Annotated in this window: 21 protein-coding genes; 16 read left to right on the top strand and 5 right to left on the bottom strand. The window is 33.6% G+C overall.

Annotated elements, in window-relative coordinates; translation table 11 throughout:
* Positions 1–198 precede the first annotated feature (198 nt).
* The 4 genes from Q9Q97_RS21450 to dnaG all read left to right on the top strand — a co-directional run bounded on the left by Q9Q97_RS21450 (position 199) and on the right by dnaG (position 4829).
* A complete protein-coding gene (locus Q9Q97_RS21450) occupies positions 199–759 on the top strand; it encodes an RNA polymerase sigma factor (protein WP_306160886.1) in 561 nt (186 codons plus the stop codon).
* A complete protein-coding gene (locus Q9Q97_RS21445; RefSeq protein WP_306160884.1) occupies positions 746–1498 on the top strand; it encodes a hypothetical protein in 753 nt (250 codons plus the stop codon). The genes Q9Q97_RS21450 and Q9Q97_RS21445 overlap by 14 nt, the downstream gene beginning before the upstream one ends.
* A 44-nt stretch (positions 1499–1542) precedes the next feature.
* Positions 1543–2634 (top strand): hypothetical protein, encoded by a 1092-nt coding sequence (locus tag Q9Q97_RS21440; RefSeq protein ID WP_306160882.1) that lies wholly within the window; start codon positions 1543–1545, stop codon positions 2632–2634.
* Positions 2635–2762: 128 nt separating this feature from the next.
* Entirely contained in the window at positions 2763–4829 is a 2067-nt protein-coding gene (dnaG, locus tag Q9Q97_RS21435; protein ID WP_306160880.1) for a DNA primase, read from the top strand.
* A gap of 95 nt (positions 4830–4924) precedes the next feature.
* On the opposite strand, the gene Q9Q97_RS21430 is transcribed toward dnaG, so the two are convergent.
* Both Q9Q97_RS21430 and nadE read right to left on the bottom strand, forming a co-directional pair.
* Complete coding sequence (locus tag Q9Q97_RS21430) at positions 4925–5554, bottom strand: response regulator transcription factor (protein ID WP_008467169.1); 630 nt, start codon at positions 5552–5554, stop codon at positions 4925–4927.
* Positions 5555–5646: 92 nt separating this feature from the next.
* A complete protein-coding gene (nadE, locus tag Q9Q97_RS21425) occupies positions 5647–6453 on the bottom strand; it encodes an NAD(+) synthase (RefSeq protein ID WP_306160878.1) in 807 nt (268 codons plus the stop codon).
* Positions 6454–6552: 99 nt separating this feature from the next.
* On the opposite strand from nadE, the gene gldB reads away from it, so the two are divergent.
* Both gldB and gldC read left to right on the top strand, forming a co-directional pair.
* Entirely contained in the window at positions 6553–7509 is a 957-nt protein-coding gene (gene gldB, locus Q9Q97_RS21420) for a gliding motility lipoprotein GldB (protein WP_306160877.1), read from the top strand.
* Positions 7509–7841 carry a gliding motility protein GldC gene (gene gldC, locus Q9Q97_RS21415; RefSeq protein WP_164515351.1) on the top strand — a complete coding sequence of 111 codons (333 nt, stop codon included), beginning with the start codon at positions 7509–7511 and terminating at the stop codon, positions 7839–7841. The genes gldB and gldC overlap by 1 nt, the downstream gene beginning before the upstream one ends.
* A gap of 801 nt (positions 7842–8642) precedes the next feature.
* On the opposite strand, the gene Q9Q97_RS21410 is transcribed toward gldC, so the two are convergent.
* The 3 genes from Q9Q97_RS21410 to Q9Q97_RS21400 form a co-directional block, all read right to left on the bottom strand.
* The gene (locus Q9Q97_RS21410) at positions 8643–9281 is read right to left on the bottom strand and encodes a hypothetical protein (RefSeq protein ID WP_306160873.1); all 639 of its coding nucleotides are present in this window, start codon (positions 9279–9281) and stop codon (positions 8643–8645) included.
* Between the two features lie 283 nt (positions 9282–9564).
* Complete coding sequence (yihA, locus tag Q9Q97_RS21405; RefSeq protein WP_306160871.1) at positions 9565–10185, bottom strand: ribosome biogenesis GTP-binding protein YihA/YsxC; 621 nt, start codon at positions 10183–10185, stop codon at positions 9565–9567.
* 45 nt (positions 10186–10230) lie between these two features.
* Positions 10231–10995 (bottom strand): alpha/beta fold hydrolase, encoded by a 765-nt coding sequence (locus Q9Q97_RS21400; RefSeq protein ID WP_306160869.1) that lies wholly within the window; start codon positions 10993–10995, stop codon positions 10231–10233.
* Positions 10996–11372: 377 nt separating this feature from the next.
* Here Q9Q97_RS21400 and Q9Q97_RS21395 point away from each other — a divergent pair, with 377 nt between their 5' ends.
* The 10 genes from Q9Q97_RS21395 (at position 11373) to Q9Q97_RS21350 (ending at position 21450) form a co-directional block, all read left to right on the top strand.
* The gene (locus Q9Q97_RS21395; protein WP_035691746.1) at positions 11373–11846 is read left to right on the top strand and encodes a division/cell wall cluster transcriptional repressor MraZ; all 474 of its coding nucleotides are present in this window, start codon (positions 11373–11375) and stop codon (positions 11844–11846) included.
* Positions 11821–12729 carry a 16S rRNA (cytosine(1402)-N(4))-methyltransferase RsmH gene (gene rsmH / locus Q9Q97_RS21390; protein ID WP_306160867.1) on the top strand — a complete coding sequence of 303 codons (909 nt, stop codon included), beginning with the start codon at positions 11821–11823 and terminating at the stop codon, positions 12727–12729. The genes Q9Q97_RS21395 and rsmH overlap by 26 nt, the downstream gene beginning before the upstream one ends.
* A gap of 16 nt (positions 12730–12745) precedes the next feature.
* On the top strand, positions 12746–13093 hold the full coding sequence (locus Q9Q97_RS21385; protein WP_306160865.1) for an FtsL-like putative cell division protein: 348 nt from the start codon (positions 12746–12748) through the stop codon (positions 13091–13093).
* Positions 13084–15090: a penicillin-binding protein gene (locus tag Q9Q97_RS21380; protein ID WP_306160863.1), complete on the top strand. Its 2007-nt coding sequence runs from the start codon at positions 13084–13086 to the stop codon at positions 15088–15090. Before Q9Q97_RS21385 ends, Q9Q97_RS21380 begins: the two co-directional genes overlap by 10 nt.
* Positions 15087–16550, top strand: coding sequence for a UDP-N-acetylmuramoyl-L-alanyl-D-glutamate--2,6-diaminopimelate ligase (locus tag Q9Q97_RS21375; protein ID WP_306160861.1), 1464 nt, complete (start codon positions 15087–15089; stop codon positions 16548–16550). The genes Q9Q97_RS21380 and Q9Q97_RS21375 overlap by 4 nt, the downstream gene beginning before the upstream one ends.
* Before the next feature lie 85 nt (positions 16551–16635).
* Entirely contained in the window at positions 16636–17868 is a 1233-nt protein-coding gene (mraY, locus tag Q9Q97_RS21370; protein ID WP_306160859.1) for a phospho-N-acetylmuramoyl-pentapeptide-transferase, read from the top strand.
* A gap of 44 nt (positions 17869–17912) precedes the next feature.
* On the top strand, positions 17913–18269 hold the full coding sequence (locus tag Q9Q97_RS21365; RefSeq protein WP_306160857.1) for a four helix bundle protein: 357 nt from the start codon (positions 17913–17915) through the stop codon (positions 18267–18269).
* 53 nt (positions 18270–18322) lie between these two features.
* Positions 18323–19654 carry a UDP-N-acetylmuramoyl-L-alanine--D-glutamate ligase gene (gene murD / locus Q9Q97_RS21360; protein ID WP_306160856.1) on the top strand — a complete coding sequence of 444 codons (1332 nt, stop codon included), beginning with the start codon at positions 18323–18325 and terminating at the stop codon, positions 19652–19654.
* Between the two features lie 68 nt (positions 19655–19722).
* The gene (locus Q9Q97_RS21355) at positions 19723–20082 is read left to right on the top strand and encodes a four helix bundle protein (RefSeq protein ID WP_125723591.1); all 360 of its coding nucleotides are present in this window, start codon (positions 19723–19725) and stop codon (positions 20080–20082) included.
* Positions 20083–20139: 57 nt separating this feature from the next.
* Positions 20140–21450, top strand: coding sequence for an FtsW/RodA/SpoVE family cell cycle protein (locus Q9Q97_RS21350; RefSeq protein ID WP_306160853.1), 1311 nt, complete (start codon positions 20140–20142; stop codon positions 21448–21450).
* Positions 21451–21467: the final 17 nt, after the last annotated feature.

Below are 21467 nucleotides of genomic sequence, written 5' to 3'. Positions count from 1 at the left end.
TTTAAATTAGATAATTAGAAAATTTGTCAATTAGATAATTGTTTTACTTTGTTGTAAATCAGTTGTCTATTTTTTATTTTGTTGGGATTTGGAATTTTTTTATTGAAATTTTTTTACAGTTGGTGCAACCATTTCAAATTGACAATCGTCTATGCTAATAGAAGTCTGTTTCTAAAACCAAAACCGAACCGCTTATTAATGAAAATTATTTCTTTACATCAAGAAGAAGCTAAAATCATAAAGCTTGCTGTCGAAAACAACCGTCAGGCGCAGCAGCAGATTTATGTCAAGTTTTCTTCAAAAATGTTAAGCGTGTGCCTTCAATATATAAAAGACATTCAGCTAGCAGAAGATGTAATGATTACGGCTTTCATGAAAGTGTTTACGAATTTAAAAAACTTCGAGCACAAAGGCAGTTTTGAAGGTTGGATTCGCCGAATTATGGTTAACGAATGCATTTCGTATTTACGAGTTCAGAAAAAAGTAAAATTTGCCGAAGATGAGTTTTTTGTAGAAGAAAGCTTTAACGAAATCGACAGCCAGTTTACTGTAGAACAAATTCAGTATTTAATTGATGCTTTGCCGGATGGGTATAAAATGGTTTTCAATTTATATGCTATAGAAGGGTACAAACATAATGAAATTGCCAAGATGTTAGGAATAAATGAAGGAACGTCAAAATCGCAATTATCGCACGCTAGAAAAATGCTCCAAACACAAATTACTATTTTAAAAAAACAAGATAATGGAACCGAATAATTTTGAAAAGGATTTCCGTGACAAACTAAACGAGCGCAAGATTGAACCAAGCAGCAAAGCCTGGGATCGATTGGATGCGATGCTGACCGTGGCTGAAGAGAAGGAGCCAATTAAACTTCATTCGAAAAAATCAAAAAGAAAATGGCTGTATATCGCGGCCAGCTTCATCGGATTTTTATTGGTTGGGACACTGTTTTTCAATCAGAATAAAAATGCAGTTAAAACGCCAGAAACGGTAGTTGTGGAAAAAGAAAACGAAACTGAAACTCAAAAAGAATCGGTAACAGAGCCTATTTTAAATACTATTGATTCAGCGAAAACGGAAACAGCAATTGCTGAAAAAACTTCGGAAGAAAGAGCAAACAAAAATGAAAAAAATAATTCCGAAGCTTCGGGACAAATTTCAGATAAAAACAATCAAAATGAATCAAATCAAATAGCGGAGTCTTCAATCATCATCAAAAACAATCAAGAAAAACAATCAACGACCAATCAAGCTTTAATTGCAGAAACTTCAAAAAATGAAAACGTAGATCAACTATTAGAAACGGCAGAAAATAAAATTCTGGCAGAAAATGCGTCTAAATCAAAATCTAAAGTAAAAATCAATTCTAACGATCTATTGGATCAGGTAGATGGGGAATTGGAGCTTTCTTTTAGAGAAAAACTGATTACCAAAATAAATAGAAGTTATCACACGGTTAAAGTTGCGGTAGAAAATCGAAACGTTAAAAAATAAGTATAATCATCAATCAATTAATTAAATCAATCAAAAAAGTAATCATGAAAAATTTTACCATTTATTTATTTCTCTTAGTTTTCCTATTTGTTACTAAAATGGTCGGACAAGAAACTTTTGAGAACAAAGCAAAAGAGATCGCAATTGCAATCGAGAAAATTACAAAAGAAGAAAAAGCAGAACTTAAAAAAGAAGTTGACGATGTTAACACACAATTAGTTGAAGGAACTATTTCTAAAGAAGAAGCAGACAAAAGAAAAAAAGAATTTGCAGAAAAGAGAGCGCGTAATATCGAAAACAGAGTTGCCGTTGAACAAGAAAAATTACAGGAACTTGTTCAGGAAAAAGTGGACGGGAAGTTAAATTATGAGAAAGCAAAAGGCGGAACAATATTAGTAATTGGCGGAAACAATGACTCCATCAGAGCGAATCAAACAGAAATAAAAATTCCTGCAATGAAAGTATACGACGGTCGGGATGATAAAATTAAAAGGGAATCTAAAAGAACAACTTCTCAATTTGTATTTGCAATGGGGTTGAATAGTACTATGGTAGACGGTAAACTTCAAGATTCGAATTACGACTTTATTGGGTCACATTTTTACGAATGGGGTTTGACATTTAATTCTAGAATTTTAAACGACAATAATTTATTGCATGCCAAATACGGTCTTTCATTAATGTATAATAATCTTCGTCCGACAGATAATCGCAGTTTTGTGGTAAACGGCCAACAAACAGATTTAGTTACCAATCCGATACATTTAAAAGAATCTCGTTTTAGAAATGTGTATTTAGTGGCTCCCGTACATTTAGAATTTGATTTTTCGAAAGATGGAAATCATGACGGGAAAACCTATTTTAGAACACACAAAGGATTTAGAATGGGGTTTGGAGGATATGCTGGAATCAATGTAAAATCGAAACAGATTTTAAAATTTGAAGACAATGACTATAAAACAACACAAAAAACAAAAGGCGATTATAATGTCAATAATTTTATTTATGGACTAAGTTCTTATGTGGGCTACAAAGAAATAAGCTTGTATTTGAAATATGATTTAAATCCAATATTTAAAAATAATACTGTTGATGAGAATAATATTTCTTTGGGTATTCGCTTCGATTTCAATTAAGAAAATTAAGTTTAGTTAGTAAAGAGCATCTCTATTTGGAGGTGCTTTTTTTGTTTGAAAATCATTTAAAATTCCACTAAGATTTACGTATTTTTGCTAGCTATCCACTTAAAAAAATAATTTAAATTTTGATTTCACAAAGCACCATAGATTCTGTTTTTGAAACTGCTCGAGTAGAGGAGGTTATCGGCGATTTTGTGAATTTGAAACGCGCAGGAAGTAACTTTAAAGGATTGAGTCCGTTTTCAGATGAGCGTTCGCCTTCGTTCATGGTATCGCCCGCAAAAGGAATTTGGAAAGACTTTAGTACAGGAAAAGGAGGAAATTCTGTTAAGTTTTTAATGGAACATTCGCAGTTTACCTATCCCGAAGCTATTCGATATTTAGCAAAAAAATATAATATCGAAATCGAAGAAACCGAACAAACGGAAGCGGAAAAAGCAAATACAGATCTTCGTGAAAGTATGTATCTGGTTTCGGAGTTTGCTTCTAAATATTTTCATGATGTCTTATTGAATTCTGAAGAAGGAAAAGCCATTGGTTTATCGTATTTTAAAGAAAGAGGTTTTACTAACGAAACCATTAAAAAGTTTAATTTAGGATATTCTCCAGAAACCTGGGATGCTTTGACAAAAGAAGCTTTAGGGAAAGGCTATAAATTAGAATTTCTAGAAAGTACCGGTTTAACAATTCCGAGAGAAGATCGTCCATTTGACCGATTTAAAGGACGCGTAATGTTCCCGATTCAAAGTATGTCGGGACGTGTTTTAGGTTTTGGAGGACGAATTTTAACCAATGATAAAAAAGCGGCAAAATACCTGAATTCGCCAGAAAGTGATATTTACCATAAAAGTAAAGTTCTTTACGGAATTTATCACGCTAAGCAATCCATTGCCAAACAAAACAATTGTTATTTGGTAGAAGGTTATACCGATGTAATTCAGTTTAATCAGGCTGGAATTGAAAATGTCGTAGCTTCTTCTGGAACCGCTTTAACGCCAGATCAAATTCGTCTGATTAATCGTCTGACGCGAAATATTACGGTGCTTTTTGATGGAGATGCGGCAGGTTTGCGAGCAGCAATTCGAGGAATCGATTTGATTCTAGAAGAAGGAATGAACGTTCGTGTATGTTCTTTCCCTCAGGGAGAAGATCCAGACAGTTTTGCCCGTGCCAATTCACACGACGAGTTAGTTGCTTATCTAGAAAACAACAGTAAAGATTTTATACAGTTTAAAGCTTCGATCTTAATGGATGAAGCCAAAAACGATCCGATAAAAAAAGCCGATCTGATTCGCGATATGGTTACGAGTATTTCTAAAATTCCAGATCGTATTCAGCGTGAGGTATACATTCAGGAATGTGCTCGAATTATGGATATTTCGGAGCAGGTTCTAACGAGTACTTTGGCGCAGCTAATTCAGAAAGATATCGCTGACGCGAATAAAAAGCAGAAACAGGAACAAAAACCTTTTGAAGTAGTTAGAAATCAGCCACAAGGGGGCACATTTTCAGGAGGAGATCCAGAAGATCCAAGAACAGGACCGCCAGATGATTATCCAGGCGATCCAGGATATTATACGCAAGAACAGGCTCAAAAAGTAGATATTTTATACAATTTTGAAAAGAAAGTCATTGAAATTTTACTATTGTACGGAAGTGTGGTAGAAAGTTTTGAAGATGTTTACTTGAAAGCCGATGAAGAAGGAAATGTAAAAGAAGTTTCGGAAAGAAGAGAATATAAAGTATTTCAAAAAATATATTTAAGTCTGCAGGAAGATGAAATAGAATTGTCGAATACCTTGTTTCAAAATATTTACAATAACATTATTGATTTCTATAATCAGAATGAAACTTTTAGTCTTGATAAATATTTAATGCATCTAGAGCCCGATTTTGCTCAGGAAGTAACCAATATTTTAATGGAAGACGAAAGATTAACCATTCACAATTGGGAAGGGCAGAATATTTTTCCAAAACAGAAAAGCGAAACGATCGAGCAGAATGTTTCTGAGACCATATTTGCTATGAGATGGTATTTGGTGTCTGGAATTATTGCAGAATTAAAGAATTCGCTTTTAACAAATCCGCAGGAAGACAATTCAGAAGTTTTGGGTATGGTGATCGATTATTCTAAATTACTGAATAACTTTTCAAAAAAATTAGGACGAGTAGTTGTTCCTTATCATAGTTAAAAAGAAAAAACTCTATCTATTTTGATTTATCAAATTAGATAGAGTTTTATAATTTTTTTCGATTCTCTTAAAAGGTTAAGATTTTCGACTTGTGATTAAATAATTTCTAAAGTCTTAGCTTTGTTTACTAAGTCAACTAAATTAGTAACATTCAATTTAGTCAATAATCTTAGTTTGTAAGTACTGATCGTTTTTTCGTTCAGATTTAAGATTTTAGAGATTTCGTTGTTTTTCTTACCATCACTTAAATAACGTAAAACCTCGATCTCACGGTTAGAAAGTTTTCTGTACAGACGCTCACTTTTGCTTTGTTTAGCAATAAGTGCCATGTTTTTACGTACTGTTTCGTTGATGATAATTTTTCCTTCGTGTACTTTAATAATAGAATGACCTAATGTTTCAAGTTTTTCTGTTTTGTGCACATACCCAGAAACTCCTGCCTTAATTGCATTTGGAGCATACATTTGCTCAGCAAGATCACTGAAAATAACAATTTTTGTTTTTGGGAAATTTTTCAAGATAGATTTAATCTCAAAGATACTTGAAAGTCCTTCTAACTCTAAATCTAAGATTAGAATATCGATTTCCTTCGTTTGAAGGATATCTCTAACCATTGAAAAATTGCCTACGTTGGCAACAATTGAAATTTGATCGTGGTCTTTGAAATAAGACTTAACGCCAAAGTGCGTCACAGGATGATTGTCTGCTAGACATACTTTAATCATAATTTTTACCTTTTTTAGAATTGTTCATGTTTTTGGAACGGTAAAATTAATAAATAAATTCTGTAATAACTCGCAGAGAATGTTAAAATGTATTATTTTAACGTTTTTGGGATCAAACAAACCGGAATTGGATCCATTTTATGCTTGTTGCTGGTGTTTAATCGTTTATAAATTTCAAAGACAGATTTTTCTCTCCCTTCGAAGTCAGATGCCGTCTTTCCTGACTCCGCGGCTAACATGGCCCATTCTAGTTCGTCATAACTTGCCCCTAATTGGTCTTCATCGGTACGATTGTCTCCAAATAATCCATCTGTAGGGGCAGCTGTTAAAATTGACTGCGGAATCTGTAAAAATTCTCCTAAAGCATATACATCAGATTTCATTAAATCAGCAATTGGACTTAAATCGACTCCGCCGTCTCCATATTTAGTGTAAAAACCTACACCAAAATCTTCTACTTTATTTCCAGTTCCGGCAACAAGCAAACCATGAATTCCTGCTAAATAATATAAAGAAGTCATTCTAATGCGGGCACGAGTATTAGCCAAAGCTAAATTTACTTTTGCTGCATCTTCAGTTGAAGGTACGGCACTTTTAAAAGATTCAAAAGTCTCTGTCAGATCAGTCTTAACATCAGAAACATTTGGGAAACGTTTTTTAAGTTGCTCAATATGTTCTCTTCCTCTAGAAACTTGGCTTTCTGCCTGATGAATTGGCATTTCTACACATAAAACTTTCAGTCCTGTTTGTGCGCATAAAGTTGAAGTTACTGCAGAATCTACACCTCCTGAGATTCCAATTACAAAACCGTTTACTTTTGCATTAGTAGCGTAATTTTTTAACCACTCTACAATGTGCGTATTTACTTTTTCTGTCTGAATTGTGCTTTTTTTAGCCATAATAGTTTAAGTTTTAAGATGCAGGGATGTATATTTGCAGAATTATTTTGAGTATGCAACTGCTTAAAATTCTGATAACACAAATCTAATTAAAATAAAATGAAAATTTATCGCTTTGCAGTGGTTCTATGCCTGTTTTTTTTGTCTTGTAATCAAAAGAGTAAGGTTGAAAAAGAAGTAGAAGAAATCCCTGTTGATATTAAAGTAGAACGATTTGATAAAGTGTTTTTTGAAACTAAACCGCAAGATCTGGCAAAAGTAAAAAAACAATATCCTTTTTTCTTTCCTGGTAACGACGATAATGTCTGGATTCAGAAAATGAATGATCCGATCTGGAGAGAAGTTTATGAAGAAGTTCAGAAAAAATATAGTAATTTCGAGCCTGTTCGCAAAGAGTTTAATGAACTTTTTCAGCATATAAAGTATTATTTTCCTAAAACTAAAATCCCGAAGGTAATTACCGTTATTGGAGAAATGGACTATAATGCAAAATCGATTTATGCTGACAGTCTTGTTGTGGTTGCTTTGGAATTGTATTTAGGAAAAGAGCATAAGTTTTATGAATTTCCAAATTATTTGAAAGAGAATTTTGAAGAAAGACAAATTATGCCCGATGTGGTTTCTAGTTTTTCTTATCGAAATATTCAGAATTCTATAGACAAGAGTTTAGTGTCTCAAATGATTTTTGAAGGGAAACAGCTTTATGCAAAAGATTTACTGCTTCCTGAATATACAGATGCTGAAAAAATGGGATATACGCCTGAGCAGATAAAATGGTGTCAAGAAAACGAAGCATACATGTGGCGTTATTTTATAGAAAATGAAATGCTCTACAGTGATGATCCGAAATTGAATGCGCGATTTATAGCTCCGGCACCTTTTTCCAAATTCTTTTTAGAAATAGATAACGATTCTCCAGGGCGAGTGGGAGCTTGGATTGGCTGGCAAATGGTACGTTCTTACATGAAAAATAATAGTGATGTTTCTTTGGCCGAATTATTTAAGTTACAGCCAAAAGAAATCTTCGAAAAATCAAAATATAAACCTAAGAAATAATGGCAAATATAAACTCAGAGATTAGATTTAATATAGAATTGGACGAAAACCGCGTTCCAGAAAAACTGACATGGAGTGCACAAGATGGTGGAGTTCAAGCCGAAGAGGCAAAAGCAATAATGTTGTCAATTTGGGACAGTAAAGCAAAAGAAACGATGCGTATTGATTTGTGGACCAAAGATATGCCGGTAGACGAAATGAAGATTTTCTTTCACCAGACTTTAGTGGCAATGTCAGATACTTTCAAACGTGCGACAGACGACGAAAAAATGTCTGATACCATGAAAGATTTTTGTGATTACTTCGCAGAAAAACTAGAACTTACGAAATAAACATAGGCTTAAATTTCAATACAAAAATTCCAAATTCCAATTAATATTGGGTTTGGGATTTTTTATTTTGTAAATTGTCTGAGCAAATCCAATTATATGCTGTTTCCTTTTCTAGTAAGTCTTATCGGATTGTTTTTTTTTACTGGTAAACAGTATTTTATTTTGCAAGACGCGAAAAAACAAAAACGCACATTATTATATACTAATAGTATATTTGATTGGTTTGTTTGTCAATGAATTGCTTTGTAACATTATTGGGTTTTATGCTCCAGGCTCTAATTTTTTTCTTTCGCATTATTACTTCATTTTTCAATTTATTATTTTAAGCATCTTTTTTCGAGGCTTATTTTCAAATGCTATTTTAAAGAAAGCAATTCTTTTTTTACTGATATTGGTTTTGATTCTGTTAGCAATTCAGTATTCTAGAACGCCGGAACTTTATTGGCAATTTAACTTATTTGAAATTGGCGTAACTTCGGCTTTATTGGTTTTATATGCTTTAATTTACTTGACACAAAATTTTGAGAACGTTAAATCCAATTACATGTATTTCTCTAACGGATTGATTATCTATTTAGTCAGCAGTTCGACTATTTTTTTAAGTGGTAATTCCGATTCCGTTATTTTTACAGAACCATTTTTACTGGACTTTTGGTTTTTTAACTCTTTATTTTATATCCTATATCAGTTTTTGATATTTAGAGAATGGAAAATTTTAAATAAGAAGTTTCGATAAAACAAAAATTCCAAACTCCATTTGATATTGGAATTTGGAATTTAAATTTTGGAATTTGAATTATTTTAATTCACAGATCTTTTTTCTAGATCTTTAAGAATACGTTTTAAAGCACCAATCATTAAAGCGTTCGAATTTTTGTACAACGTTACATTATCTAAAAGTTTATCCGATTTTTCGGTTTCCCACATTGACTGTTTATTTGCTTTATTGGTTATGCCGACAACATTTTGCGAATAAATGATCTGCTGTAAATTCAAATCATAAATCTCTAAAATGACCGAGGCTTCATTTTTCCCTGAAGAATAGTCGTCTTCATAAAGTTCGATAGAGCCTAAATCACTTTTGCTTTTATGTGTTGAAATATTAATGAAAAAGTCAAAACCAGTGCCTTCTTTTAGTTCTTTCAGCTTTACACTATTCGGATTTAAGTTGATTTTTCTTGGAACAAGTAATCCATTAACATCCTGTATATAAAATACTCGATCTCCTAACTTTTTTCTAAAGAATTTTAAAGTCTCGTCGGTTAATTTTTGTTTGGAGTTTTTGGGGCAGTCTAATTCATTTAGCAGCCATCTTCCAGAAGAGAAATCAACTCCGGTGCGTTGTCCGGTCATTAACATATAATGGGAAGACTGACAAGAGAAGAAAAGGAACAGAAAGGAAATGTAAAGAATAAAACGAATGGATTTAAAATTGTTCATTGATTGTTTTTGGTTTGCGCCAAATATAACATAAAAATATATTCCTTAAGATTTTTCTGTAAAATAAAAAATTCTAATCGGTATGATTGGAGTTTTTATATTCTAGAAAAAAGATTTACGGTTTTAATTTGACCCCATCGGGGGTCGTACCGCATCAGGAAATATTTTTGCTATAAACATTTGAATCCTTCGGATTCTGATTTATCAATTGTTAAAGCATAAAAAATCCCAAACTCCATTTTAAAATTGGAATTTGGGATTTTCAATATCGTATATTTTAATTTTAAAATTCTGAGTTGTTTTTAAAAACTTCCTGATTTACTTCGTCAATATAAGAAAGCAATTCTTCTTTTCCAATTGATTCTGTAGATGAGGTTACAAAATACTGTGGCATTTCGGCCCAATTGTTGGCAAACATTTGTTTTTTGTAAGCCGCAATATGCGAATCTATTTTTCCTTTGCTGATTTTATCTGCTTTTGTGAAAATTATGCAGAACGGAATTTCGCTTTCGCCCATATAAGACATAAACTCGATGTCTATATTTTGCGCTTCGTGGCGAATATCAATCAAAACAAAAGCGCAAACCAATTGTTCTCTTGTTTCAAAATAATCGGTAATAAATTGCTGAAAAACAGATTTTGTTTTCTTTGAAACTTTAGCATAACCGTAACCAGGTAAATCGACCAAAAACCAGTTGTTATTAATCTTAAAATGATTAATTAACTGTGTTTTTCCCGGTTTTCCAGAAGTTTTTGCTAAGTTTTTATTATTGGTAAGCATGTTAATCAACGATGACTTACCTACGTTTGATCTTCCAATAAAAGCATATTCTGGCAAAAAGTCCTTCGGACATTTTGATGCGTCAGAATTGCTGACAATAAATTCGGCGGTATTAATTTTCATATTCCTTCGCGTTTTAAAACCTCCTAAAAAAATAATTTTTGATGGCTATAATTTCTTTTCAGTAAGCCATTTTTCAAGAACTTCGTTAAATTCCTGAGGGTGTTCCATCATTGCTGCGTGTCCGCATTTGTCAATCCAGTACAAATCAGAATTCGGCAATAATTTATGAAATTCTTCTGCCACATTTGGAGGTGTTACAGAATCATTTTTACCCCAAATAATACAAGTGTCAACAGTCATTTTTGGCAAATCTTTAGCCATATTATGACGAATTGCGCTCTTTGCAATAGTTAGGGTTTTAATTAATTTGATGCGGTCGTTAGCAGTAGCGTACACTTCATCAATCAATTCTGGGGTTGCAATTTTTGGGTCATAAAATACATCTTCAGCTTTCTTTTTAATGTATTCATAATCTCCTCTTCTTGGGTAACTGTCTCCCATTGCGCTTTCGTAAAGACCAGAACTTCCAGTAATTACAAGGCCTGCAACTTTTTCAGGATACAGTTTTGTGTGATATAAAGCAATATGTCCTCCTAGAGAATTTCCTAGAAGAATAACTTTGTCAAACCCTTTAAAAGTGATAAAATCTTTTACGTATTTCGCAAAACTTTTTACGTTCGTTTTTAAAATGCTTTGGGTGTATATTGGCAAATCTGGGATAACAACTTTATATCCTTTTGTTGGGAAATATTGTGCTACACCATCAAAGTTACTTAGACCTCCCATTAAACCATGCAGAATAACGATCGGAGTTCCTTCTCCAGCTTCAAAATAGCTGTATTTGCCTTCTTTTTTATAGTGTTTGTCCATCTAATCTAATGCCAATTTCAATTTCGACAAATATAGGGTTAATTACACAAAAATGAATTTTTGACGCCATTTTTTAACTAGATAATTTGAGTAGAATATGTAAAACATTAAAAATCAGTAATTAAACGTGTTTTTGCTAAAATCTTCAAATGTTAAGAAAAGTGCATAATAATCAATTTTTTAAGAAAATTAGCCCATTATTTTTTCGAATGAATAACAGAATTAAAAATCTGTTAATTAATAGTTAAGGTATTGATTGAATGGGAATTATAGAAAGTGGTAGCAAAGTGGTTAAACTTATTAACAAAGTGGTATAAAGTGGTAAAATGTGGTAAAATTTTTTATATTTTTGCTGTATAACATGTTAACTAGTTTTTTTGAACACAATTGTTGGAACATATGAATGTAAAGTCGATGCTAAAGGAAGGCTAATGATGCCTGCACCTTTAAAAAAGCAATTGACGGCTTCTCTTCAAGACGGATTCGTTTTGAAGCGTTCTGTTTTTCAGCCGTGTTTAGAGTTGTATCCGATGGTAGAGTGGGATGCGATGATGAAAAAAATCAACAAGCTTAATCGCTTTGTAAAAAAGAACAACGATTTCATTAGAAGGTTTACTGCTGGTGTTAAAGTGGTTGAGGTTGATGCATTGGGGAGATTGCTTGTTCCAAAAGATTTGGTAACGTTTGCAAGTATTTCTAAAGATGTGGTTTTTTCATCTGCGGTTAATATTGTGGAGATTTGGGATAAAGATTTATACGAAAAATCAATAAGTGGCGAAGATATGGATTTTGCAGATTTAGCCGAAGAAGTAATGGGAAATATTAATGACGACGAAGATGGAATATCATAATCCGGTTTTGCTTCATCCAACAGTTGATGGTTTAGATATTAAACCAGACGGAGTGTATGTAGATGTTACGTTTGGAGGCGGTGGTCATTCAAAAGAGATTTTAAGAAGATTAGGGCCAAACGGAAGGCTGTTTGCATTTGACCAAGACGAAGATGCGCTTGCCAATGCATTGCCAGACGAAAGGTTTACCTTGATTAATGAAAACTTTAGATTCATAAAAAGATTTCTACGTTTTCACGGAGTAAAACAAGTTGACGGGATTTTAGCTGATTTAGGAGTTTCATCACATCAGTTTGATGTTCCAGAAAGAGGTTTCTCAACAAGATTTGATGCCGAGTTAGATATGCGGATGAGTCAAAAAAATGATTTAAATGCTTATCGGGTGGTTAACGAATATGAAGAACAGGATTTGCGTCGTGTTTTTTTTGATTATGGGGAGTTGAAGAACGCACCAGTTTTGGCAAGAACAATTGTGGAAGCGAGAAAAGATTATCCGATCAAAACTACAGACGAATTAAAAGAAGTTCTGAAAAAGTATTTACCAGAGAAAGTTCGAAACAAAATTCTGGCTCAGATTTATCAGGCAATCAGGATCGAGGTAAATCAGGAAATGGACGTTCTAAAAGAATTTATTGAGCAGTCTTTAGAAATTTTAAAACCAGGCGGAAGGTTTTCGGTAATCTCGTATCATTCCTTAGAAGATCGATTGGTAAAAAGATTCATTAAAAATGGAATGTTTGAAGGAGAGCCAGAAAGAGATTTTTACGGAAACTTTTCAGTCCCATTTAAAACTATCGGAAAACTGATTGTTCCAGACGACGAAGAAATTAAAATTAATAATAGAGCTAGAAGTGCCAAATTAAGAATTGCTGAAAAGATATAATATATATAGGTAGAAAATGAAAGGTGGAGTATTTAGCATATTAAAAGCAAGATTTCTGATTCATGAAGATGCAGTAAAAAACTGGAGATTCATTGTTTTTATAATTCTACTGGCTATTTTGATGATTGCCAATACACAGCGATACGAGCAGAAGGTTTTTGAAATTGCAAAATTAAATAATGAAGTAAAAGAATTGAGATCGGAATTTGTAGATCGACGTTCAGAATTGATGAAATTAAAAATGGAGTCAACTATTTCGGATAAAATGTTAGAAAAACAAATTTTTCCGTCGACAGTTCCTCCAGTAAAAATAGAAGTTAAAAAAGAAGAAGAAAAAAGTTTCTTTAAAAGAATATGGCAGTAGACGATAAACATATATCCTACAGAATTTACCTCGTAGCAGTTTTCATCTTTGTGATGGCAATTGCTATTGTCGTTAAATTAACCAATATTCAGTGGGTTGATGGAGATTATTACAGAAAACTGGCTAAACAGCGTACAGTAAGAAACTTTGTAATTCCTGCCAACAAAGGAAATATTTATTCTGCTGACGGAAGTTTATTGGCAACATCGATCCCGAATTATGAAATTCGTTTTGATGCAAAAGCGCCAAAAACAGAAACGTTTGAGAAATATGTAAAACAATTGTCAGATTCTCTTGATACTGTTTTAGATAAACCAAGCGGTTATTTTCAGAAAGAATTGCGAAAAGCGCGTGAGAATAAAAATCGTTATTATTTGATTGCCCGTAATTTAAGTTATACTGAATATGTGAAAATTAAAGGTTTTCCATTATTCAATTTAGGCGCTTTCAAAGGCGGAATTATTGTAGAACAGGAAACGGTTAGAAAACACCCAATCGGAAAAATTGCAGAAAGAACAATTGGTTACGACCGTATTGATCCTGCAACTGGAATAGAAGTAGGAAAAGGAATTGAATGGGCTTTTAAAAGTTACTTGAACGGAAAAGACGGTAAAATTTTAAAGCAAAAAATAGCAAAAGGCCAGTGGAAACCTATTCGTGATGTTAACGAAGTAGATCCAATTGACGGTTACGATGTGATTTCCACTATAGATGTTTTCATTCAAGATATCGCTCATCATGCTTTATTGAAGCAGCTAGAAGATTATGAGGCAGATCACGGTTGTGTGGTAGTAATGGAAACAGAAACGGGGCATGTAAAAGCAATTTCAAATTTAGGAAGAGCAGAGGATGGATCGTATTATGAAACTACTAATTACGCAATTGCGGAATCTCACGAACCGGGTTCGACTTTTAAATTAGTTGATTTAGTTGCGATTTTAGAAGATAAAGTAGCCGATACAAGTACCGTTTACGATAGCCATAATGGTGTAGTTAAATATTATGGAAGATCGGTGCGTGATTCGCATCATGGTGGTTACGGAAAAGTTTCACTAGCACGCGGATTCGAACTTTCGTCAAACACAGTAATGGTTCAGGCGGTTTATGATAATTACAAAAGTAATCCGTCAAAGTTTGTAAATCATATCAGAAGAATTGGTTTGGATAAACCGTTGGGATTGCATTTTAAAGGAGAAGGTAGACCGATTGTTCCGCATCCAGGAGATAAAATCTGGTCAGGAATTTCGCTTCCGTGGATGGCTTTTGGATATTCGGTTTCGGTTACGCCAATGCAGACTTTAGCTTTTTATAATTCAATCGCGAATAATGGTGTAATGGTAAGGCCGCAATTTGTTTCGGAGATTAAAGAGTGGAATAAGACCATAAAGAAGTTTGATACAGAAGTTATAAATCCAAGAGTTTGTTCGCCTGAAACGCTTAAAAAAGTAAAAGCAGTTTTAGCAAACGTGGTAAAAAAAGGAACGGCTTCTAAGTTGTATTCGAAAGATTTCTCGATGGCGGGAAAAACAGGAACAGCGATGGTTAATTATGGTAAAGCAGGAAGAGAAGGGATGTATTATGCTTCTTCTTTTGCAGGATATTTTCCAGCAGATCACCCCAAATATTCTTGTATTGTAGTGGTTCATAAGCCAAATACATCTAAGAATAATTATTACGGAGCAGACGTTGCAGGACCAGTTTTTAAAAGAATTGCGCAAAAGATTTTTACAGATGCGCCTTCGACAAATAAAATAAAAAAATTAGATACTAGAATTCCGAAGCAGGATGCTAGTTATGATAAATACACTGCAGAAGCAAATAAAAAAATCAATCAGATTCCGAATTTAAAAGGAATGCCCGGGATGGACGCAATTGCTTTACTCGAAAATTTAGGTTTGAAAGTAAAAGTAAATGGAATGGGGAAAGTCAAAAATCAATCGATTCAGGCTGGAACCAGTATTAGCAGAAACACAACAATTGTATTAGAATTATCGTGAAAGTATTAAAAGACATATTATATAAAGTAGCTATTGAGTCTGTAAAAGGTTCGACAGATGTTGCTATTCAGAAAATTGAATTTGATTCACGTAAAGTAGAAGCAAATGATGTTTTTGTAGCAATTCGCGGTTCGCTTTCAGATGGGCATGATTATATCGAAAAAGCAGTTCAGCTTGGAGCAAAAGCGATAATTTGTGATACGCTTCCGGCAAATACTGCAACTGATCTAACTTATATTCAGGTAAAAGACACCAATACGGCTTTAGCTTTTATGGCAGCTAATTATTTTGAAGATCCGTCTTCAAAACTAAAATTAGTTGGTGTAACAGGTACAAATGGTAAAACTACAATTGCTTCTTTGTTATTTCAGCTTTTTCAAAAAGCAGGTTTTAAAGTTGGTTTATTATCAACTGTAAAAATCGTAGTTGACGAAACAGAATATCCTGCAACGCATACAACGCCAGATTCTTTGACAATTAATCATTATTTAAATGAAATGGTCGAAGCTGGAGTTACACATTGTTTTATGGAAGTAAGTTCTCATGGTATTCACCAGAAACGTACAGAGGCTTTGCATTTTGTAGGCGGAATTTTTACGAATCTTTCTCACGATCATTTAGATTACCATCCAACATTTGCTGAATACAGAGATGTGAAAAAATCATTTTTTGATTCACTTCCAAAATCAGCTTTTGTTTTAACAAATATTGACGATAAGAATGGAGCTGTTATGCTTCAAAATACAGTTGCTAAAAAGTTGACTTACGCTTTAAAATCATACGCTGATTATAGAGCGCAGATTTTAGAAAGCCAATTGTCTGGTTTATTGTTAAAAGTAAATGACAATGAAGTTTGGGTAAAACTCATTGGTACTTTCAACGCATACAATGTTTTAGCGATTTATGGAACGGCAGTAGAGCTCGGAATTGATAGTCTTGAAGCGTTGCGTTTACTGTCTGATTTAGAAAGTGTTTCGGGTCGTTTTCAATATATTGTGTCCAACGAAAAGATTACCGCAGTAGTAGATTATGCACACACGCCAGATGCATTGGAAAATGTTTTGAAAACGATAAATGACATTCGCACCAAAAATGAACAGTTAATTACTGTTGTGGGCTGTGGAGGAAATCGCGATAAAACAAAACGTCCGATAATGGCAAAGATAGCTTCAGATTTAAGTGATAAAGCAGTTTTGACTTCAGATAATCCAAGAAACGAAGATCCAGAAGTTATTTTGGACGAAATGGAGCAAGGAGTTGGGCCTCAGAATTATAAAAAAATGTTGCGAATTACAGATAGAAAACAGGCAATTAAAACAGCTTGTCAGCTGGCTCAGCCTAACGATATCATCCTAATTGCAGGAAAAGGACACGAAACGTATCAGGAAGTAAATGGTGTTCGCCATCATTTTGATGATATGGAAACCGTAAAAGAGATTTTAGAGCAACTGAATAAATAATAAAAAGGAAATTCCAAAATTTAAAATCCAACTCACATTGGAATTTGGAATTTAAAATTTGGAATTTAAAAAAAAACAGAAAAATATGCTGTACTACTTATTCGAATATTTTGATAAAACATTGGACATTCCTGGAACAGGAGTTTTCCAGTACATCACATTTAGGTCAGCTTTGGCATTTATGCTTTCGTTGCTTTTGTCTACTATCTATGGTAAAAGAGTAATTAACTTTTTACGCCGTCAGCAAGTTGGAGAAACAGTGCGTGAGCTAGGTCTTGCGGGTCAGAACGAGAAAGCGGGTACGCCAACAATGGGTGGGCTTATCATCATTTTTGCGACTCTTTTGCCTGTTTTATTATTTGCTAGACTGCACAACATCTACATTGTTTTGCTGATTGTAACGACCTTATGGATGGGAACAATTGGTTTTGTTGACGATTATATCAAAATATTCAAAAAAGATAAGCAAGGTTTAAAAGGAATTTTTAAAGTTATTGGTCAAGTTGGTCTTGGAATCATCGTTGGTGCAGTGCTTTATTTTAATCCTGCAGTTACAGTAAGAACTGATACTGGTCGTGCAGATATTTTTAAGACCGCTACAAATTCAACAGTGATTATGCCCGCAGGTGTTGAAGAAAAATCTACGGCAACAACAATTCCTTTCGTAAAAAACAACGAATTTGATTATGCTGAAGTATTGTCTTTTATGGGCGATGGATATGAGAAATGGGCGTGGTTAATATTTATTCCAGTTGTAATTTTCATTATTACAGCAGTGTCAAATGGAGCGAATCTAACAGACGGAATTGATGGTCTCGCAGCCGGAACCTCTGCGATATCCGTCCTCGCGCTCGGAATATTTACGTTCGTTTCTGGTAATATCATTTTTTCGAACTATCTGAATATTATGTATATCCCAAATTCGGGAGAAATGACGGTCTTTATTTCTGCTTTTGTTGGAGCGCTTATCGGATTTCTTTGGTACAATTCTTATCCCGCATCGGTTTTTATGGGAGATACTGGAAGTTTGACTATTGGTGGAATTATCGCAGTATTGGCAATTGCAGTTCGTAAAGAAATATTAATTGTTTTGTTCTGCGGAATTTTCTTAGCAGAAAGTGCTTCAGTAATTATTCAGGTAACTTATTTTAAATATACGAAGAAGCGTTTTGGCGAAGGCCGAAGGATTTTCCTGATGTCGCCTTTGCATCATCATTATCAGAAAAAGGGATATCACGAAAGTAAAATCGTAACCCGTTTCTGGATTGTTGCCGTAATGTTAGCGATTTTATCAATCATAACCTTAAAATTAAGATAGAGCTCAATTAAAAATTAGAAATTAAAAATTAAAAATTTTTAAGAATGAAGGAGAATATTATTCAGGATAAATCATTTCAATTTGCAGTTAGAATTGTGAATTTATACAAATATTTATCTGAGAATAAAAAGGAGTTTGTGTTGAGTAAACAGGTTTTGAGATCTGGAACTTCAATTGGAGCAAATATCGAAGAATCAATTGGAGGGCGATCAGATAAAGAGTTCTTATTTAAGCTTGAGATTTCTTATAAACAAGCAAGAGAAACTATTTATTGGTTGAAATTATTAAAAGCTACAGATTATATTTCTGTAAGTGAATTTGAAAGTATACATATTGAAGCAGAAGAAATCTGTAAAATATTGGCGAAAATTATAATAACCTTAAAAGGGAAAGTCAATTAAGGTCTAATGTTAGATTTTTAATTTTTAATTCTCAATTTTTAATTGTGTAAAGTATGAGGTTAGTAGTTTTAGGAGGAGGAGAAAGCGGTGTAGGAACTGCGATCCTCGGAAAGAAACAAGGATATGAAGTTTTTGTTTCTGATTTCGGAAAAATAAAAGAGAGTTACAAAGAAGTTCTTATCATTAATAAAATTGCTTGGGAAGAAGAACAGCATACAGAAGATTTGATTCTGAATGCAGATGTGGTAATGAAGAGCCCAGGAATTCCAGAAAAGTCTCCGATAGTAAAAAAGTTGATTGCGGCGGGAGTAAAAGTGATTTCGGAAATTGAATTTGCGATTCCTTATACAGATGCAATGACGATTGGGATTACGGGAAGCAACGGTAAAACTACTACCACAATGCTGACACATCATTTGCTGAAATATGCAGGGTTGAATGTCGGATTGGGAGGGAATATCGGAAAGAGTTTCGCCTGGCAGGTAGCAGAAAATAAGTATGATGCCTACGTTTTGGAGTTGAGCAGTTTTCAATTGGACGGAATTATAAATTACAGGCCAGATATTGCAATTATAACCAATATAAGTCCGGACCATTTAGATCGATATGAATATAAATATGAAAATTATATCAATTCGAAGTTCCGAATAACAATGAACCAGACTGAAAGTGACTATCTCATTTACGATGCAGATGATGAAGCAAGTACAGAATGGTTAAAAAAGAACAAAACAAAAGCGAAATTAATTCCTTTTTCATTGACGAAAAAATTTGATGAAGGGGCTTCTATAAATAACAACAAAATGGAAATAAAGATCAACCAAGAAGAGTTTACAATGGATACAGAACACATTGCGTTAGAAGGAAAACATAATATGAAAAATGCAATGGCAGCAAGCTCTGTTGCGAAATTGATGCAAATTAGAAATGCAACAATCCGCGAAAGTTTATCTAATTTCCAAGGTGTTGAGCACCGTTTAGAAAAAGTATTAAAAATACAAAACGTTCAATATATCAACGATTCGAAAGCAACAAATGTAAACGCTACTTTCTTTGCTTTAGACAGTATGAATGTTCCAACCGTTTGGATTGTAGGAGGTGTAGACAAAGGAAATGATTACAACGAATTGATGTCATTAGTTCGCGAAAAAGTAAAAGCAATTATTTGTCTTGGTGTTGATAACCGTAAAATTATTGATGCTTTCGGAAACGTTGTGGATATTATGGTTGAAGTGAATAATATGAACGATGCAGTAAAAACTGCTCAAAGATTAACAGAAAAAGGTGATGCTGTTTTATTGTCTCCAGCTTGCGCAAGTTTCGATTTATTCGAAAACTACGAAGACAGAGGAAAACAATTCAAACAAGCGGTGCATAATTTATAATTTTAGATTTTAGAGTTCAGATTTTAGATTATTTCTAAGCTTTGAACTCAAAATAAGTTCTTTTGGGTATGACGACGAATGAAATGAAGATGAGAACTAAGAAGTTTTCTTTGATGATAATTGATTTAGCTGAAAAGCTGCCGAATACAAATGTAATCAGATCAATTACAAGTCAAATAGTAAGAAGCGGAACATCAGTCGGAGCAAATTATCGGGCAGTATGCAGAGCGAGAAGTGATAAAGAATTTGTTGCTAAAATGAATATAGTTTTGGAAGAAGCTGACGAAACTTTATTCTGGATTGAAATTATAAAAGAAAAAATGTGGCTTGCCAAAGAAGAATTGGAAATCGCTTTGAAAGAAGCAAACGAATTAACAGCAATTTTTGTAAGCAGTCTAAAGACAGTAAATAACAGAATCAATAAATAAAAAAATCAAAACCGAAGGTTTAAAATAATCTAAAATCTAAAATCAGAAATCTAAAATATGAAAGAACTAGTAAACAAATTAAAAGGAGATAGAGTAATATGGTCATTCGTGGCTTTATTGGCTTTGTTTTCGTTTATGCCTGTTTTTAGTGCGAGTAGTAATTTGGCTTATATCGGGCATGGTACGGGGAATACTTTAGGGTATTTGGTAAAACATTTGGCCCATATCTGTATTGGTTTTCTAATCATTTATTGGGTACATCGAGTGCCATATCATTATTTTAGAGCGATTTCTAAAATTGCACTTCCAGTGGTTTGGATTTTATTGGTCTATACACTTTTAAAAGGAACTGTAATTGCGGGAGCAAATGCGAGCCGTTGGATTCAGGTTCCTTTTATCGGAATCACATTCCAAACTTCGACATTGGCATCCATTGTTTTGTTTATTTATGTGGCGCGTTATTTATCCAAAACTAAAGAAGAAAATGAGCCTTTTCAGACTTCATTAATTCAGCTTTGGGTTCCAGTATTTATAACATTGGCCTTGATATTACCAGCGAACTTTTCGACTACAGCGTTGATTTTTTCAATGGTTTTAATGCTAACATTTATTGGAAAATATCCATTAAAATATCTTGCGTTTATTGTGGGTTCAGGAATTGCTATGCTGGCATTTTTCCTTTTGGTAGCAAAAGCTTTTCCAGATTCAAGATTTTTCAGCAGGGTTTCAACTTGGGAAAGTCGTATTATGAACTTTACGACAGATAAACCAGATGAAGATGATTATCAGATTGAAAAAGCAAAAATTGCCATTGCCTCAGGAAAATTAGGCGGATTGGGTCCAGGAAAAAGTGTGCAGAAGAACTTTTTACCGCAATCTTCTTCCGATTTTATTTATGCCATTATTGTAGAAGAATATGGTTTGGTTGGTGGCGTAGCGATAGTAGTTTTGTATTTATTGCTTCTATTCCGATTTGTAGTTGCTTCTCATAAAGCGCCTACTTTATTCGGGAAATTAGTCGTCGTCGGGGTCGGGTTTCCGATGATATTCCAAGCAATGATTAATATGGCGGTTGCAGTAGAGTTATTGCCCGTTACAGGACAAACGCTTCCATTGATAAGTAGTGGAGGAAGTTCCATCTGGATGACTTGCCTTGGACTTGGAATTATCATTAGCGTGACTAAAAAAGAGGATGAAATCGCTGAAGAAAAATTAGAAAAAGAAAAGCGAAAAGAAGCTTTACAGCGATTGATTGATAAAGAATTGGCAGAAGATGATGTGATTCCTCAAGAGATATATGATGAAGAGCCAGCTTATTCGATAGAAGATAATTCAAGAAACCCAATGAATGCGGTTTTAAACAAATAATTAAAAAGAGAATAAAT

Source organism: Flavobacterium sp. DG2-3 (genome assembly GCF_030730925.1).
Taxonomy (GTDB): domain Bacteria; phylum Bacteroidota; class Bacteroidia; order Flavobacteriales; family Flavobacteriaceae; genus Flavobacterium.
This window is presented reverse-complemented; position numbering and strand designations above follow the sequence as displayed.